Consider the following 17,143-nt stretch of genomic DNA (forward strand, 5'->3'; position numbering starts at 1 on the left):
GCGAGAGAGTAAAAACCATCAATTAATAGAAATTAAGCGATTTCTGGCGATAGGGATCGCTTTTTTTTGATTTTTTTGTGATTTTCTTCTTTGTTTTAATTTTTTTTCTTAATTTTACCACCGATTCTCGTTGTTATGCACACTCTGACAACTGACGGATGCATCCGTTATCGTACACAGTGGAAATGACAACCCACGTTTAGCTGGGAAAAGGAGTTTCATGAAAAGAAAAAACTTGTTGAGGTAGTCTGATTGTGGGTAATAGAGGGTCAAGACATAGAAAGGTGCTTGTGTCGCTTTTCTGCGATACATGAAATGGATAAAAGAACAATCCTACGCTTTTTGTGTATTGTGTCTAACCTAAAAATACTCTAATAATAGAAAAGTACATACTACATTTATATATGAGTATGATTCAAACAATAACTGAATAGAAATATGAATATTACGAAATACTACACCACTGTGAGAATAAAACTATTATCCATATTTATAGGTACCATGTTTTGTATGGTCGGAGTCTGCTCATCCATCTATGCACAACCGAAAGAAGTGGTTATTGAAGGTGTGCTTAAAATGCATTACCTAAATAGTGAGGGTGACTGCAATGTCATATCTCAATATCGTAATACGGATGGGGTGAATGCATATTTGGCTTTTGTGATGCATTTCGACAAAAAGATGAATGTCTTGCCTTACCTTGATGAGGGAGACAGGGAGCTTCTAGGTAATTTGCCTCAATCCTCTATTATGATAGTTCCCCATATTAATTATTCATCAAAGGAATTTGCTGCAAAATATGCCAACCGACGTGTCTGTGCTAAAGGTACTTTGTATGTTCCTGGAGCTGGTTGGCGAAATGCGACAGCAGTTGTAATGAATTTAAAAGGAATAACGTTGATGCCCCAAAATAGTTATGTGGACTTAGGCTTGCCCAGTGGCACTTTATTGAATAGCAAAAACGAGAGCGGATTCTACGATTATGAACAGGCCATGAACAAGTTTGGTAGCAAAATGCCTACCAAGGGACAATGGGAAGAACTTAAGAGATGTTGTACTTGGACTTGGATAGGTAAAGGTTATAGAATCACTGGAATGAATGGCAATTCAATAGTCTTGCCTGCAGAAGGCTTTTTAGATTGTGCAGGAGGTAGAGGGAACGTGGGGTATGACGGCGGTTATTGGTCATGCTCGTCTAATGGGGCTTCGTCCTATGGAGATGAAGCCTGGAACCTCATCTTTAATGGCAAGAAAAGGCTAGAACTTATTCCCGATTACGAATGTACAAGACAATCCGTCCGTCTCGTCAAAAGAAAATGATTTGTTTGTAATGATTAAACTCCTTGTAACTAAAAAACATATTCTTATGAAATGTCCGAAATGTGGCAAGGAAATTGCCAATGATAGTAACTTCTGCGAGTACTGCGGAACAAAAGTCGGAAATAACAAAAAAAGGAAAACAATTAAAATAGCATTGATTGTTTTGAGTGTTGTTATCGCTATGGTAGGACTAGGTTGGGGGGGAGTAATTCTGTCCGAATACATCGAAGAACAGAATCCTCTTGCTCGCGCTAAGACTCTCTCTGCACAGGGAGTTGATGAATGGGTTGATTTAGCTCTCCCAAGTGGTACTCTATGGTATGGTAAAAACGCGGATGGCCTCTTCTACAATTTTGATAAGGCCATGGGACATTTTGGAAACAACATGCCCACAAAAGAACAGTTCGATGAATTGATAAATAATTGTACTTGCACGTGGACTGGAGAAGGATATCATATAGAAGGCCGCAATGGCAATTCAATATTTCTCCCTGCAGCAGGTTACCGTTCCAATGCATTGTTAGATGTTGGCGATTTTGGCATTTATTGGTCATCCACTCATCTTGAGCTCAAGGTAGAAAATAGTTCATATATTTCGAAACAGGCATGGGGACTTGCATTGGGGCACGACTCTTTAAACAAGTTAGAATGCAACACATATAATTGCGACATCTATTCTAACTTTTCTGTTCGCTTAGTACACGAACCATTTGAGAGACTTGAACCATCCTCCTCTCAAAATCAAACCGACACTTTAAAACCGAAAAAAATGAGAACGGATTCTATAATCATAAAAGCGAGAATAACAGCAGAACAGAAAAGAGTCATGGAAGTGCAGGCCGAGCAGCTAGACAAGGCGGGACAGACCGTGAAGGAGATGCTGGAGCAGGTGGTAGCGCAGCTGAATGGGCTGAAGACTATCAATGAGAAGGACAAGAAAGATGCCTTCAGGAAGAGTGAGGTATTCACCAAGACGGTGAAACAGTTGCTGACGACGCTGAAAGAAAAGGTACCTGCGCCCAACAAGCAGAAGGTAGCGGATATCGAGTCGCTCGTTAGTGGCGAGGCTTTCGACTTTACGAAGAATATCTGGCCAAGCAAGAAGATGTTTGTCACCTCACCCAAGACAAGGAAGGTTATCGACGAGAAGATACTGCCCAAGGTGGAGGAACTGAAAAAGAATTTATAAACCCGAAACATATCACAGAAGATGAAAGCAAAAGCACTTCTAATAACTCTGTTGATGATGTTGAACGCATAAGAAGCAACTGCAGGCATAGAAGACTGGAGATAGAAGTGACCCTATAATTTTTGAACCTTCGAATCAATGAATGCTTATGAAGATCTTGGATATATTTAAAAGAGAGAAACGACAGGTGGAGCACAAAATATTTTCGTGTTCCATCCACGATGATGTGGAGATCCTGGGGCAGGTGTTTCATGGGCTCCAGGATATCAGTGCGCATGTGGAGATGTCGCAGGCCGTAGGCAGCAGTTGCAAGCCGAGTGTAAGGGAACCAAAGAAGACGGGTAGGGTGCATGTAGGTGAGCTCTGGATGAGCTATCCCTGTTTTGATTCGTCGGATTACCTGTATGAGAATAGAACGTATCAGAATTACATTCTGAGGGAACGTCCTATTACATTTGAGGATATGGAACGATTGAGAAAACTGCCATCAGGAATAAATGCACAGCGCCTGTCACCATCGGTTCCTGAGGATATGCTGCCAATGGTATATTATGTGGGTGATGGTGATACGATGATAGTGGGAGTATAAGCCTTCAAAAACTGCCGGCATAATAACTGCGGGCAATGTAGGGCGATGGCTCGTAATAGGCGCTGCAGTTGTAATTATCGATAGTTTCACAAATGGGGTTGTTGTAAACACGAAGAATACCGTCAGCATAGTCCTCGTCGCTCTGTAAGGTGTCAAGAATAAGGCGCTTGTATACTTTTCCCATCTGCGTCTCTGTAGGAATCTTTTCACAGAGATTCTTGTCTACTTGCGATACGTCGTAATGTCCGGACTCTAGTTGAAATTCGTCTATCCAGTCTGCGGCCACAGCCAAGGGGTTCTCAGAGTGGAGAACATCGGCTAGCGATAGCTTTTTGGCTAATGCGTCATGTCCCATTTTGTTGGCAACATATTTGTTGGGTTGCTTAAGTTGTCTGGCAACTCGTTCTATCATGTAGCAGACAAAATACAAATCATCTGCCGTGACTTGCTCATCTGGAAAAAAAACGTTTTTCATGCAATCATATATTACTACCGTGATATATAGTTTTCAACTCGTTCATGCTGCAAAGATAAAGATTATTCTTAGAACAACCAAGAAAATGTGAAAAAAATGGCACCATTTCTGACCGTGAGGGGGAAATGGTGCCTTTGTATTTTGGAAGTATCTCGTAAAAATAGGACTATCTCTTGAGCAGCTTCACTGTTTTGCTGCCGTTGGCTATGATGTTGATATCGGTAGATAAATGGGTGCGTGGAGTACCGTTGATGGCGTAGATAGAGTGCATCGTGTGCAGGTTGTTGGTAATGGGTGCAATCCCCACGGCAACGTTCAACTCCTGCTGGAGCTTCTTCAGGTCGGATGTAAAGCCTATGAAACTGATGACGGAACGTCCCTGCGCATTGGTGGATGTCATACCAAAGATGGTCTCTCCTGTCAGTTGGTATCCTGTGCATTCATCAATGGCCCATGCAATCATGATACGTCCGTCTTTCAGGGTGCGCACATCAGTAGGATTGACGATATTCACCCAGTTACCGTTGATGTACCATAGTTGCGAGTCATCTTTGTTTTTTGAAACGTCTGTTGCCACTGCCACGAGGTATTTTGTGCCCGGCTCCAGGTATTTCTTATCCGAATATTTTAGCGCGATATTCTGCGCTCCAGTCTTGGTGATTGTGATGGTGTTGTCCTTGCTGCTGTAGGCAATGTCGGAAGCTCCGAGGCGGTCGGCCACACGGTTTTTATACCAGTCGTAGGCTTTCCAGTTGTAGAGGTTCGTAGGAACGGAGGCATCTACACCGATAGTGGTCTGATGAGTAGTACCCAGTCCGTCGGTATAGGTGACGTTGATGTCGGCGTGGCCTTCTTTCCGGCCAGCATGGATAATGCCGTCTCGCACAGTAGTCACCAGCGTGTCGCTACTCTCGTATACAGCATCGAGAGTGATAAATTTTGACGAGCCGTCGGCCAGCTTTGCCTTGACGGCAAAGGTCTGGCTCTGGCCCAAATAGAGATTGACATTTGAGGGTGTGGCCTGGATACTCCGAATGGCGGTAACATCCTCGCTTGTTGTATGATCATTATCAATTTTTACGTTGACTTCGCTGCCCGTGTATTTCACCTCCTTACTGAAACGTTGTGACTGTTGTATGCCAAGACCCATGTGCTTCTCGGCATCGACCAGTACAATGCGGAAGGTGCGATTCTTTAGCATACCGTCAAAAGCACCGCTGCGAGCACCGATGGTGAGTGTTTTGGTCTTGTCGTTCCATGAAAAAGGAATCTCAGTGAAGTGTCCTTGCTCGTAGTTATAGTTGTCGCGCTCGTCCTCATAGAGGGTGAACGTGCCGTCAGCACCGGGGTAGATACGTATCTCAAGGTTGTCCCAGTTGCTCTGTTCGCTGTACTGCACCTTGGGGCCCCATGGCATGATGGTACCCTGTCGTACATAAAGGGGCATCAGTGCCAGATTGACATCACGTTTCACGGTCTGTCCACCATCGTATTGCTGTCCGTTCCATACGTCCGTCCAGCCATCGCCCTTTGGCAGATAAACACTTCGCTGCGTAGCCTGCGACTTCACCACGGGAGCTACAAGCAGATTGCTTCCAAACATGAACTGGTCTTTCAGATTGTGGGTGACTGCATCAGTTGGATAAGCAATACCCATCGCCCTCATGAAGGAATAACCTTCGTTGTAAACCCGTCGGTCCATGCTATAGATATAAGGCAGTAGGGCATAGCGCAGGTTGATATATCTGTTGATGATGTCATAATAACTCTCGCCTTCCTTGCCAAACTGGTAGATGGCACGATCGGTGCTTGAACCATGACTGCGCATGATGGTGCAGAATGTGCCGAACTGAATCCATCGGCAGTAGAGCTCGTTGTAGATATCCTGTCCGGCGCCCTTGAATGACCCGTTGAAGAAACCGCCGATGTCACTGTTCCAACTTGGAATACCGCAGGCAGAATAGTTTAGGGCTGCTGGAATCTGATTTCCTAATGTCTCCCACGAAGCAGTGATGTCGCCGCTCCATGTTCCAGCGCCATATCGTTGCATGCCGATAAAGCCAGAACGGGTCATAATCATCACACGGCGGGCCTCGGTCTCAGGAGCTTTCTGTCCACGATGTCCTTCATATACGCCGCTGGCATGCATCAGCGGGAACACATTACGCATCGCACGCCACGTATGGGACGTTTCGAGCGAATGAGGATTTAATGTGGCATTGTCTTCATCATCTTTGTTCAACACGATGAAGTCATTGGTCTTCTCCCAATCCTCACCACCTTGGTAGTGATCGGGTTCGGAAGAATCCACCCAATATGCATCCACACCTTTGTTGACCAGTCCTTCATATAGACATTGCCAGTAGTATTTGCGAGCCGATTGCTGATAAGGGCAGTAGATGCCAACCCCCTCATTGTTGGGCCATGTTGACGACATGATGTCGTTGCCCATCTTCATCAGTTGGTTTTTCTCCTTAAAGTGTGCAAACTGCTTAGTATCGCGTCCGAAATTCGCCCAAATGGAAATCAGCAGATGAGCACCATCAGCGTGCATTCCGTTGATCATCTGAGGATATGTGGTCTTGAATTCTGGATTAAGGAATTCCATTGCGTTCCATTGGTTGTTACCTCCCCAATACTGCCAGTCCTGCACCACGCAGTCGATGGGTACCTTCTGTGAGCGATACTTTTGCAGCACGCCCAGTGTCTCTGTAGCGCTCTTATAGCGCTCCTTGCTTTGGAAGTAGCCGAAGGTCCAGAGCGGCACCATTGTGGCCTGTCCCGACAACTGGCGTACCAGTTGCTGTACCTCGTCGCCACGCTCCGCAGCACCCACCAGTACATAATAATCTACGGCATGTGCTGCTTCGGTTTTGAAGGTGGCACCATTGGTCGCGTCGTCGCTGAAATCGCAGGGACCGTAGAGATCCCAATACAGACCGTAGCCGCGGGTGGAGTGGATGAATGGAATCCATACCGACATGTTGTTCTGCACCATGTGGTTGTAGTTCTTGTTACGATGGTTCAGTGTGCCGTCCTGAACCTGTCCCAGTCCGTAGATGGCCTCGCCTGTTGAGAGGCGGAACGATTGCGATACGTTGTAGGGGTCTATGGTATGCGTCGTGCGCTTGGTGAAAGTGGGCTTTGTGCGCTCCTTGATAAGTACGGTGCCGTCTGGACGGAAGAAACCAAGTACGCCCGTCTGCTTGTTGCAGGTCACCATCACCTTGCCTGTCAGCAGCGTGTCTTCCTTGGCGCCCTCTCTCTTAGTTGGGTTCACCTTCTGTGGTTTCATCGTCACCACCACCTTCGGGTCGGTCTTGCTTAGAGCATCTGCCTTTTGATACTTTGTTACTCGCACGATGTTGGGCGAGTAGAACTTAACTTCTGTCACGATACCACCTGTGGTTACCGTGTAGTCCTGAGCTTTTGTTTGCGTCAGGGTGGTGGCTAACAAAGCCACAAGGAACATTCGTTTCATAACACTTTACTAAAAGATTGTTTTCGGCTGCAAAAGTACTGTTATTCTGCAAAATAGCCGTAACAACCATGTTGAAACAAATGGTAACCATGTTGAAAATAGGCTATTGGCGCGCATATTCAGAGGGCTTGCACCCATATTCCTCTTGGAAACAACGGCTTAAGTAACTGGCCGATGAGAATCCTGTCTTTGTGGCAATCTCGGCCAGCGAATGGTTGCCTTCACGTATCAGACGAGCAGCATGGCTCAGGCGTATGCTTCGCATGAAAAGACTTGGCGACTTATCCACAATGGCTGAGAGTTTCTTATACAGACCGGTTCTCTCCATGCACAAATCGCTACTCAACTGTTCTACCGTATATTGTTTGCCAAGATTCTTCTCAACAAGAGCGATAGCTTTTTTCAGAAATTCAGAGTCCTGGGCATCCATATCGTTCTCTGCTATTTCCTGTGTTGGCTTCACGCTTTGATGCTCATCTTCATAGCGGGCACATTGCTCCATCAAGCCCTCTATACGGGCCATCAGTCTTTCCTCCTTCATCTGTCGCATCATCCGCTTGCGCTGGTTGTACGAATAGAGGGCCATACCACCCACCACAATGCAGATAGTCAGGAGTGTATATATCACATATGCCCATGTGGATTGCCACCATGGAGGCAGAATCTCAAAAGATACTACTTTCGCCTTCCCCGTCCACCGGTCAGCATCGAGTGATGCCTCCACCTTCAGTTGATATTTGCCAGGTTTCAGCTTCAGTAGCGTCAGATGTAGCGCACCATTGTCATCAATATAGCTTCTGTCAACGCCAGGTCTCAGTATCGTAACGGTAGAGTCCCTGTCTAGCGTGAGCGTATATTTATAATATGTATGCTGAGGAAAAGCATAGTTAAGTGCCGAGAAGTCAAGAGATATCTCATGATCATTCTTCGTCATTCTTCTGAGTATCGGATTTAATTGGATGTTTCGCATCCTCATCAACTCGTTGGGATGGAATACTGTGCAGCCGTTCTTTCCTTCCATAGCGATGCTTCCATCGTCGAGCAACTTCGCCCTGCCTATGATGTAGTCGCCTCGTTGCACCCCATCTGCATGGCGATAACTGTTGATCTTCAGACCTCCGTCCTTCTTCACTTCGATACACGAAATCCCGTTTGCCGTTGAAACCCACATACAGTGCTCTTTGTCCTCTACGATAGCGCAGACGCAGTCGTTCGACAGACCATCCTCAGAATACACCATACTAACCTTCCCATTCCTTGTCAGTCTGAGACCATCAGTGGTACACTCCCACAGATATCCACGGCTGTCCACCACACTAGTGGCTTGTGTATCAAAACTGAGGGATGTGGAATCTATGTTGCGGAAGGGGTACCTGTCGGGATGTGCATATAGCAGTCCGTCGCGATATGTGCCTACCCAGACACCTCCCTGGCGGTCGAAACAGATAGTATTGGCTGAGGCACTCATCTTGTTGCCATCAGAAAGCGTGTAGTTATCTATTTCTTCTCTTGTTTTATTCTTTACATGATATCGCCACAGCCCTCTGGAACTGGTAAAGTAGATATCTGCATCATCCTTTACTGCCAGCGTGTGGAGCGTGAAGTGTGCCGTGAACAACTTGCTCCATGTCCTGCTCTTTGTGTCGAAGCAGAGAAACAGCCCCTCGATACCATTGCGTATCTGATAGAAATGACCATCTGCAGTTCTCACTACCATGGATGTCATATCGTATTTCTTGGCCTCCTGCGATGAGTAGGCTGCCTTGGCATAGACTACAGATGAGGTTTTCAGGTCAAGGCAGACAATATGGCCAGTACTGAAGAACACATAACCGTATTGTCCATACACATCCACGTCCTGTACCTCTCCCCATGCTGGACTCAGATTGACAGACTTGCATGAATAGTCGTTCCATAATGCCCTGCCCGACAATAGCCAAAGGTGGTAGTCCGTGTCAACAAAAACATCTGTAATGGTATTCTTTTCAGGCCATATCTCCTTTATGAATTCCGGAATATTAGTAATGTATCGGTTCTGCTGTAGGTCGAAACACATGAGTGACTGAGTGTTCTTGATCCACACCATCTGCCTCTTATCCACATACACATGGTAAAACCCGTGATAATCTTTCAGGTGGAATGGCTCGATGTCGGCATGATGTATATGACTGAAATTCACTCCATCATAGATATTGATATTCCCTAACGTCGTAAACAGCATCCGTTCATCGGGCAGCTGCATAACGTGCATCACCTGATTGTCACACAGTCCGTCCTCTGCCGTCAGGCGCGAAAACAGCAGTTTGGATACGTCTGCCTTTATGTTAGTTGGGACAGACAGAATAATCAATAAGGAAAGTATAACAATACGTATCATTTGTCGTGTCGTAAATCTTTGTCTTTATAAGGTTTTTTGGTAAAAGACCACAAAGATACGACGAAGCAATTAAAAAACCAAATTTTTTTGAATTTTTTGAGCAATGACGTATGAAGGCTTAAATCAGGTTGATGGGGGGCTCATTAGCGAGGAAGGCGACTCTTTACTCCTGTGACAAGAGTCCTCCGCGTCTATAGCGAATAGAATGCTGACATCAGCTGGGTGCGGTAGTTCTTGCTGATGCGTAGTTCGGTGACCGACTCCATGGGTTCCATCAGTATGCAGGCAGACTCCTGTATCTTCTTAATCTGATTGATGTTGACGATGTAACGCTTGTGGATCTGAACAAAATCGGTGGAGTAGTTCAGAATCACGTCGGCCGTGGTGCGATGACGCAACAGGTAGATGGCTCCATCCATGCAGATAGTCTCCCATATTTTGCGTTCCTGGTTATAACGAAAATAAGCTATGTCGCTGATACGCAGGGTGGTATGCTCATTCATGGCGTTGACAACCAGAATGATAGGAAGCTGTTCGGCGTTTGACCCTACAGATGGAATGCCAGCCAGTTTGTTTTCTTAGTAGCGTGTCATAATCTGACTGAGGTCCTGCTCAGTGGGTGGTTTCATCAGGTAGTCGAAAGCCTGGTGACGGATGGCATCCAGCATGTATTTCTCGTGACCGGTATAGAATACGACCTTCGTCTCTGGCTTGATGTCCTGACGGATGAGCGAGCAGAATTCCAGACCAGACATGGTGGGCAGTTCGATATCAATGAAGATGATGTCGGGTTCGGTCTGGATGATAGTCTCAGCCGCCGACTTGGCATCACAGGCCGTGCCTACGATGTCTACGGAATAATTCTTCTCCAAGAGGCGTTGTAACACCTCTATTGCTTCCTGATTGTCGTCTACTATAAATACCTTGGTCAGTTTCTGCATATTTCCTAAAATTGTTTTTTCAGTTAAGATTGTGAGATGATGGAATAGTTATATTCGCTGGGTACCAGCAACCAGGCCCTGCAGCCTGAGGGTTGCCTGTTGGCAATGCCAAATGTGATTTGCTGGTGGTTGTGCTCGTTGAGCATCTGGATAGTTTGACGTACCACCCTCATGCCGGTATGTTCCATTGGACTCTTGTTGCCCAGTCCCTTGCCGTTGTCAATGACTTCAATCAGGGTGTTGTCTTCTTGTCGTTTCACGTGGATAGAGAGTTCGCCACCCTGGCGCTGCAGTCCATGCTTGATGGCATTCTCAACAAAGATCTGTATGGTCATGGCAGGCAGGTGTACCTCTTCGGGCGCAACGTCTGGCGCGATGATTTTCTCGTAATGCAGCTTGTTGCCCATCTGCCGGCCCTCTATCTCCACATAGTAGTCCACGAAGCGCAGTTCCTCGCTGAGCGTGGTCTCCAGCATATCGGCCTGGTCGACGCCACGGCGCAGCAATTGCGTGAGGGCACTCAGGTCGACCGCTTTGCCATCCATCTGTGCGAGCATCTCGTGAGACAGGGCGTTATAGATGAAATGCGGCGTGATGCGGTTGCGGATATTCTCCATGCGCAGCACGATGATCTGCTGCTGGGAGGTTATCTCCTGCAGGCGATGGCGGCGACGGTGCAGCTGGTAGAGCACAACGGTGACGACGATGATCAGCAGGGCAATGGCCAGTAATGCCAGGGCCAGGTGGAAACTCATCTGCTGCTGGTTTATCTCCTGCTGTTGCGCCATCAGCTGCTTGTCGTGCTTGTATTGCAGCAGTTGGGTACTCATCCTCATGGCCGACTGTTTCTTCTGGATGGAGTCGGTCAGCTGGTGCAGTTCGTCGTGAATCTCCGTGGCCTCCTGCCAGCGTCCGGTCTTCTTCATCAGCTGTTCCAGGGCCTGCAGTCTTAACACCTTGGCGGCAGGGATGCTGATGTCGTCCTTGGGACTTGCAGCGGCGATGGCCTGTGCAGCGGGAATATCGCCCTCCAGCATCTTCAGTTTCATGCTGGATGTGGCCATATAGTAAATAAGAGGTGGGAAATTGACGCGGCGGAAGAAGGAGTCGGCCTCGCTGATAATCTGACGGGCAGAGTCGGCCTGTTCCAGGCAGATGTAGATCTCGCCCAGGTTTCCAAGAGAGGTGTAGTAGTCCCACAGCTTGGCCTCGTCGTCCTTAACCAGTGCAGCAGCCTTCAGGAAACAGTCGCGTGCCTCTTGGTAATGTGCCTGAAAATAATGGTCATTACCCAGGTTGTTGTAATATATAAACTGATCGCCCCGTTGCATGGTGGGCAGCATAGTGCCCAGGCGCTGCCACCAGCGCTGACTGTTGGCATAGTCGCCCATGAAGGTATAGGCCGTGCTGATACCCAGCATCAGGGGAATCTTCATCTCGTCGCCCATGCCGGTAGAGTCGGCCGTCTGCATGGCCTGCAGGTAGCCGTCGGCACTGCGGTCGAGCTGACCCAGCTGGCGGTAGAAGTCGGCCCTGTTGGCCATTGCCAACACGCGGATTTCGTCCATGCCCTTCAGTCCCTGCATCTCGGCCAAGGCCTGTTCGGTGTACACCAGCCCGCTGTCTGGCTGACCCTTGATGGCAGTATAATAGACACCTTTTGCCTTCAGCCATTCAGCTCTTAGTCTGCGCACAGGTTCACTCATGTCGTCTTGGTGCTGCTCAAGGAATTGCGCAATGCGTGTGCTGGCAGCATACATGGAGTCGCCCTCCATCTGTGTGTACCACATCTTCAGCGAATCCATGGTCTGCTGCATGGGTATGGCGGTGGTGGGCGTGTCGTCGCAGGACAGCAAGGAGGCAATACTTGTCAGGGCGACAAGCATGATACCAGTTCTTATCTTTGTTTTTGTAGGGTTAACCATGTTTTCAAAATCGTGGTGCAAAGATAGTTTTTTTTTAAGAAATTGACAATAATACAATCTTTTTATTCTGAGTGAGTGGTTACTTTTTGGTTAAAATGACATATCAGTCGATAAGAGGTAAATTTTGCAATGTAAAAGGTATTTTATGCTCTTTTAGGCGCTTTTTGGGGCTTGAAAAAGCATGACGGAAATTTGGATGATGGCTCGGAAATGTTTAAATTTGCAAATATTAAATAAACACTGTGAAGTGTATTGCGACTTGAAATAACCAGAACTATTAATTTAAAATATAAATATTATGTCACAGAACAAAACCGTTATCCCAGGCTTAGAGCCGGCAGATGCAAACTATGGTCAAGGTAATGCATCTTCTAATTTCTATTCTCGTAATTCACAGGCTGCCTCTCGTGGTACTGTTATCCCGGGCATGGGTGCAAACACCCCCGATGTCTCTGCCGACAACCGTCCACAGCAGCGCCAGGCAAATCCTACGGGCAAACCCGTGATAGGTTTCCTCTATTCTGTATCGCGTACGCCTGCAGGCGAGTACTGGCCCCTGCATATCGGTCAGAACACCATCGGCAAGGCTCCTTCGTGTGATATCTGTCTGCAGGAAGGCACCGTATCGTCAGATCATGCCGTGCTGGTGGTCAGGAAGATGAAGAACCCTGAGAAGGTGATTGCCTCTATCAGTGATGCCCGCTCTACGAATGGCACCATGCTGAACGGACAGAGCCTTGGCTTCTCGGCCGAGGAATGCAAGAATGGTGACATCATTACCATTGGCGACAACTACGAGCTTTACCTGATTCTGATTGATGCCGCTTCACTGGGTCTGAAACCGGTGGAGGGCTTTATCGCTACCGAGGCAGCAGAGGAAGAGATGAACGACGGTCCGGAGCCATTCTTCCCCGGCAGTCAGCGCCCCACCAGAACAGGCGACGATTTCAACCCGTATGATTATAATCCTGGCGGCGGCACCGTGGGATTGGATGGTTCAAACCCCTTTGACAAGGGTGGTACTGTAGGTCTTTAACGATAGAGCATGGCAATATACAGATTACAGGGCAAAGCCGAGAAGCGCAGTGGCATCTATTATGAGTTTGACCCCTCAGAGGAACCACTAGGCGAGGGCGGCATGGGCAAGGTGTATAAGGGGCGCTGTGTCAACGAGGTGACAGGCACTGCCTTTGACGTGGCTATCAAGTTCATGTTTAGCGACCTGCCTGCTCATGCCATCGAGCGAGCTCGAAGAGAAGCCTCCATCCAGATACGCCATGACAACCTGGTGGAGATGCTGGGCTTCATTGATATAGAGGAGAAAGGTCCGCTGGGAGATATCCAGCATCACTACCACGTGGTGAGTGAACTGCTGGACGGCATTATGCTGGACGACCTGCTGGCAGGAAAGCTGACCAATAAGCGCGGCGAGCCGATGCCGTTTGCCCAGAAGTTGTACAACGACTATCAGCGCGATCCCTATCACTTCGCTACGTATATTATCAGGAATGTGTTGTCGGGTCTGATGGCGCTGCATGATGCCGGCTATATCCACCGTGATATTGACCCTACTAACATCATGATCACATCCAACGGCCATATCAAGTTGATTGACTTTGGTATAGCCAAGCAGATGCAGTCGCTCACCACGAACGACAAGTCGCTGACGGTGGCAGGCGTGTTTATGGGTAAGCCGGAATACGCGGCACCGGAGCTGATTCTGGGTGATATCAAGAGTCAGGACAAGACCACGGATATCTATGCCGTTGGTATCCTGCTGTTCCAGTGTATCATTGGCCATCCGCCCTTTGAAGGCGACAGGCATGAGGTGATGAACAAGCAGTTGCACCAGAAGATGCCGCTGGGACTTATCAAGAACAAGCAGATACGCAAGATTATCGAGACGGCAACCGACAAGACGCGTGCCAAGCGTTTCAGGAGTGCAGCGGAATTCCGCGTGGCCCTGGACCAGATAGCACTGAACGGAACAGGCGGTGGCTTCGAGTGGAAACCCCTCTATACATATATAATAGGTGGCGTAGCTGCTTGTGGCATCATCGTCGGTGGTGCAGTTCTTGCTATCACATCCCTGTCGGGCGAAAAGGAACAGAATATCGAAGAAAAGCCGTATGTCTTTGTTCCAGACGAGGTAAAGGCTATGGAGGATGAAAACCTTACGGCGCAGGCCGACACCGTTGCGCCTGAAGTAGCCCCAGCACCCGTTCCCGAACCGGCACCTGTGACCTTTGGCTCTGCCATTGCAGCCCTGCACCGGGCGGCGACAGCCTCAGAGGGTTTTGTACAGTTGGAAAGCCTGTCGAAAGACGGCAATGCCGATGCCACCTACCTGGTGAGTCGCCTCTATTTCAAGAGCAAGCTGAAGGATGACTACTGTCCTGACTCCATTACAAGGATGCAGAAGATGCTGAAGATAGGTGTTGACAACCGTAAGGCTCACCGTCTGCTGGAGATTAGCATTGAACAGAATCCCAGGAACTACCAGGCTCTGTATGAACTGGCCTGCGACTACTGGAAAGGTGCCCAGCGTACGGAGGCTGTGCAGAAGCGCGATGCCGACAAGGCGATAGACTGTTTCTGCAAGGCTATGGACCATGCAAGGCGGGCAAACGACAGGCTGTACATCCGTATGATAGCTGGCTATCGTGCAGATATCGTGAAGTGGCTTGATAACGTGAAGGATATATCTGAATACCGTTCCCAGTTGCCTAAGTGGAAACGTCAGGTAGAGAAAATGAAATAAAAGAAACTGTTTTAACGATGCCTAATACAGTCAGACAAACAGTAGTCACAAGAAAGGGTGACCCGTATATCTACTTATGGGTCATGAACGAGTGGTATTGCTACAATCCGCAGGAACCACCTGTGGGCAGTGGTGCCATGGGCGACGTGTACCGTGGGTTCAGATGCAAGAATGGCGCACCTGTGGCCATCAAGCGCGTGAAGGATGCCTATGCCAACAGCAAGATGATACGAGAACGCGCCAGACAGGAGGCATCGCTGGCATTCCGTCATCCTAACCTGGTGGAGATGGTGGGTTATTGCGAGTATGCCCCCGACAGCGGTCCTATCTTCATGATCAGTAATTTCGTGCAAGGCGAGAATATCGATGTGTTTGTGAAGAAGCTGGCCAACAGTCCTAACAGGGTGGAGAAGATCTGTAACGCCATGTATTCCGTGCTCGACGCCCTGGACTATGTACACTCCCGCGGGGTGATTCATCGTGATATCAAACCCTCGAATATCATGGTAGAGAACGACTCCAATATCCGACTCATGGACCTGGGTATCGCCCGTATGAACGGCGGTAACAAGTTCTCGGCCTTTGGCTTCATCGGCACACCGGAGTATTCCGCTCCAGAGCAGATTACACGCGAACAGAACGGTACCAGCGTACAGATCAACGCGACGACGGACATTTATGCACTGGGTATCACCTTCTATGAACTGCTGACGGGCAGTAACCCGATGGCCAGTAATGTGGAGGCTGAGACCCTGACACGTCAGATGAAGAACCCACTTCCCAGTAGCGACCTGATTCCGCATAAGCTGATGGACGTGCTGTGGAAGGCCACGGAGAAGGAGCAGGCCAAGCGCTACCAGACGGCGAGGGCGTTCAGGGAGGCCATAGAGGCATCCCTTCTGCCAGACCCGCCCATGTCGGAGAGAATAGGCCTGTGGCTCGGGCAATACTGGGTCCTGGCGGCAGGAATCGCCGTGGGGCTGTTTGTCATCATTAGTATAATCATCATAATTTTAATCATGTTATGGAACTGAAAAAGTTGCATTATAGCGAAGAGGATATCTTTATCGGCTTTGCGGAATCCCGCATTGGTGGTAGGGCAGAGAATCAGGACTCCTATCTCTCGAAACAGACGGAGCGCGGATTTGTCGTTACCGTGTGCGACGGTATGGGAGGCGGTCCTGGTGGCAAGACGGCATCTACCATTGCTGTCAACGAGATTATAGCGGGTATCGACGAGGCCAATAAGGACGAGGCAACTGCCAATGTGATTATCAAGGCTATCAGACGTGCCAATATGGCCATCATAGAGGCTGGCAACGAGACGCCTGCCCTGAAGGGCATGGGCTCTACGGCTACCGTCCTGCTGCTCACCGACCAGTCGGCCTTCGTGGCCCATGTGGGCGATAGTCGCATCTATCAATTCCGAGGCCGGAAGAAGGTATTCCGTACCTTTGACCACTCCATGGTGTTTGACCTGGTGAAACAGAAGGTGATCACGGAAGAACAGGCACGCCTGTCGGCACAGTCGAACGTGATTACACGTGCCCTGGGTGCCAAACCTGATGTGGAGGTGGAGGTGCAGGAGGTGCCTTACCTGAAGGGCGACCGTTTTCTGCTCTGCTCAGACGGCATCCACGGTTCGATGCCTGAGGAGGAGCTTATCAAACTGGCCACGGAGAAGGGTAGAGCATTAGGTCCCATCACAGATAATATTGCTACCGTCGTAGATGAACTGGGACGCAGGGAAGGCGGCGGGCATGACAACCTGACGATAGCCCTAGTAGAAACACGTATTAACTCAAAACTTAAAACAACCATGTCGAAGCAAACCAAGATTTTGATGTTGTGTCTGGCAGCAGTTTGCGCCATCAGCATCGTATGCAATATAGCCCAATATGCCACAAGGCCCGATACGGCAGAACTGGATAAACAGGTGGCAGAATTGCAACAGAAGGATAGTATCAGTGCTGATAGTATCAATCGGCTGAATGACAGTATAGCCGAGGTGAATGCCAGTCTGAATCAGATAAAGGCTATCGTGAACAAACCAAATGAACCTAATAACAAAAACAAATAATAAAA

At 48.3% G+C, this 17,143-nt stretch carries 13 protein-coding genes and 1 pseudogene; 8 read left to right on the top strand and 6 right to left on the bottom strand.

Annotated elements, in window-relative coordinates:
• The first annotated feature begins 438 nt into the window (after positions 1-438).
• The 4 genes and pseudogenes from L6466_RS04405 to L6466_RS04415 all read left to right on the top strand — a co-directional run bounded on the left by L6466_RS04405 (position 439) and on the right by L6466_RS04415 (position 3,098).
• Positions 439-1,320: a hypothetical protein gene (locus L6466_RS04405; protein WP_237801950.1), complete on the top strand. Its 882-nt coding sequence runs from the start codon at positions 439-441 to the stop codon at positions 1,318-1,320.
• A 46-nt stretch (positions 1,321-1,366) separates the two neighbouring features.
• Positions 1,367-1,432: pseudogene (locus L6466_RS14315) on the top strand (zinc-ribbon domain-containing protein); the annotation flags it as partial.
• A 657-nt stretch (positions 1,433-2,089) separates the two neighbouring features.
• The gene (locus L6466_RS04410; RefSeq protein WP_237801949.1) at positions 2,090-2,509 is read left to right on the top strand and encodes a hypothetical protein; all 420 of its coding nucleotides are present in this window, start codon (positions 2,090-2,092) and stop codon (positions 2,507-2,509) included.
• Between the two features lie 157 nt (positions 2,510-2,666).
• Positions 2,667-3,098 carry a hypothetical protein gene (locus L6466_RS04415; protein WP_237801948.1) on the top strand — a complete coding sequence of 144 codons (432 nt, stop codon included), beginning with the start codon at positions 2,667-2,669 and terminating at the stop codon, positions 3,096-3,098.
• A gap of 4 nt (positions 3,099-3,102) precedes the next feature.
• Here L6466_RS04415 and L6466_RS04420 read toward each other — a convergent pair whose 3' ends face one another.
• The 6 genes from L6466_RS04420 to L6466_RS04445 all read right to left on the bottom strand — a co-directional run bounded on the left by L6466_RS04420 (position 3,103) and on the right by L6466_RS04445 (position 12,297).
• A complete protein-coding gene (locus L6466_RS04420) occupies positions 3,103-3,573 on the bottom strand; it encodes a hypothetical protein (RefSeq protein ID WP_237813089.1) in 471 nt (156 codons plus the stop codon).
• A 166-nt stretch (positions 3,574-3,739) separates the two neighbouring features.
• The gene (locus tag L6466_RS04425) at positions 3,740-7,054 is read right to left on the bottom strand and encodes a glycoside hydrolase family 31 protein (RefSeq protein WP_237801946.1); all 3,315 of its coding nucleotides are present in this window, start codon (positions 7,052-7,054) and stop codon (positions 3,740-3,742) included.
• A 103-nt stretch (positions 7,055-7,157) separates the two neighbouring features.
• Positions 7,158-9,431, bottom strand: coding sequence for a helix-turn-helix domain-containing protein (locus L6466_RS04430; RefSeq protein ID WP_237801945.1), 2,274 nt, complete (start codon positions 9,429-9,431; stop codon positions 7,158-7,160).
• Positions 9,432-9,622: 191 nt separating this feature from the next.
• Positions 9,623-9,934, bottom strand: a complete 312-nt coding sequence (locus tag L6466_RS04435; RefSeq protein ID WP_237801944.1) for a LytTR family DNA-binding domain-containing protein — start codon at positions 9,932-9,934, stop codon at positions 9,623-9,625.
• Positions 9,935-10,009: 75 nt separating this feature from the next.
• The gene (locus L6466_RS04440; RefSeq protein ID WP_237801943.1) at positions 10,010-10,372 is read right to left on the bottom strand and encodes a LytR/AlgR family response regulator transcription factor; all 363 of its coding nucleotides are present in this window, start codon (positions 10,370-10,372) and stop codon (positions 10,010-10,012) included.
• 23 nt (positions 10,373-10,395) lie between these two features.
• Entirely contained in the window at positions 10,396-12,297 is a 1,902-nt protein-coding gene (locus tag L6466_RS04445) for a tetratricopeptide repeat-containing sensor histidine kinase (RefSeq protein WP_237801942.1), read from the bottom strand.
• Positions 12,298-12,595: 298 nt separating this feature from the next.
• Here L6466_RS04445 and L6466_RS04450 point away from each other — a divergent pair, with 298 nt between their 5' ends.
• The 4 genes from L6466_RS04450 to L6466_RS04465 are packed head-to-tail and all read left to right on the top strand — an operon-like array spanning position 12,596 to position 17,138.
• Positions 12,596-13,333 carry an FHA domain-containing protein gene (locus L6466_RS04450; RefSeq protein WP_091817865.1) on the top strand — a complete coding sequence of 246 codons (738 nt, stop codon included), beginning with the start codon at positions 12,596-12,598 and terminating at the stop codon, positions 13,331-13,333.
• A gap of 9 nt (positions 13,334-13,342) precedes the next feature.
• Complete coding sequence (locus L6466_RS04455; protein ID WP_237801941.1) at positions 13,343-15,058, top strand: serine/threonine protein kinase; 1,716 nt, start codon at positions 13,343-13,345, stop codon at positions 15,056-15,058.
• Positions 15,059-15,075: 17 nt separating this feature from the next.
• Positions 15,076-16,092 (top strand): serine/threonine protein kinase, encoded by a 1,017-nt coding sequence (locus L6466_RS04460; protein WP_237801940.1) that lies wholly within the window; start codon positions 15,076-15,078, stop codon positions 16,090-16,092.
• Entirely contained in the window at positions 16,083-17,138 is a 1,056-nt protein-coding gene (locus L6466_RS04465) for a PP2C family protein-serine/threonine phosphatase (RefSeq protein ID WP_237801939.1), read from the top strand. The genes L6466_RS04460 and L6466_RS04465 overlap by 10 nt, the downstream gene beginning before the upstream one ends.
• The last annotated feature ends 5 nt before the right edge of the window (positions 17,139-17,143 follow it).

Source organism: Prevotella communis (assembly GCF_022024175.1).
Taxonomy (GTDB): Bacteria; Bacteroidota; Bacteroidia; order Bacteroidales; family Bacteroidaceae; genus Prevotella; species Prevotella communis.

What these genes read in the sequence shown, in the direction of transcription:
- L6466_RS04405 (WP_237801950.1), top strand. Translation starts at nt 439, where the DNA reads ATGAATATTACGAAATACTACACCACTGTGAGAATAAAACTATTATCC.
- L6466_RS04410 (WP_237801949.1), top strand. Translation starts at nt 2,090, where the DNA reads ATGAGAACGGATTCTATAATCATAAAAGCGAGAATAACAGCAGAACAG.
- L6466_RS04420 (WP_237813089.1), bottom strand. Translation starts at nt 3,573, where the DNA reads ATGAAAAACGTTTTTTTTCCAGATGAGCAAGTCACGGCAGATGATTTG.
- L6466_RS04425 (WP_237801946.1), bottom strand. Translation starts at nt 7,054, where the DNA reads ATGAAACGAATGTTCCTTGTGGCTTTGTTAGCCACCACCCTGACGCAA.
- L6466_RS04430 (WP_237801945.1), bottom strand. Translation starts at nt 9,431, where the DNA reads ATGATACGTATTGTTATACTTTCCTTATTGATTATTCTGTCTGTCCCA.
- L6466_RS04435 (WP_237801944.1), bottom strand. Translation starts at nt 9,934, where the DNA reads ATGAATGAGCATACCACCCTGCGTATCAGCGACATAGCTTATTTTCGT.
- L6466_RS04440 (WP_237801943.1), bottom strand. Translation starts at nt 10,372, where the DNA reads ATGCAGAAACTGACCAAGGTATTTATAGTAGACGACAATCAGGAAGCA.
- L6466_RS04445 (WP_237801942.1), bottom strand. Translation starts at nt 12,297, where the DNA reads ATGGTTAACCCTACAAAAACAAAGATAAGAACTGGTATCATGCTTGTC.
- L6466_RS04450 (WP_091817865.1), top strand. Translation starts at nt 12,596, where the DNA reads ATGTCACAGAACAAAACCGTTATCCCAGGCTTAGAGCCGGCAGATGCA.
- L6466_RS04455 (WP_237801941.1), top strand. Translation starts at nt 13,343, where the DNA reads ATGGCAATATACAGATTACAGGGCAAAGCCGAGAAGCGCAGTGGCATC.
- L6466_RS04460 (WP_237801940.1), top strand. Translation starts at nt 15,076, where the DNA reads ATGCCTAATACAGTCAGACAAACAGTAGTCACAAGAAAGGGTGACCCG.
- L6466_RS04465 (WP_237801939.1), top strand. Translation starts at nt 16,083, where the DNA reads ATGGAACTGAAAAAGTTGCATTATAGCGAAGAGGATATCTTTATCGGC.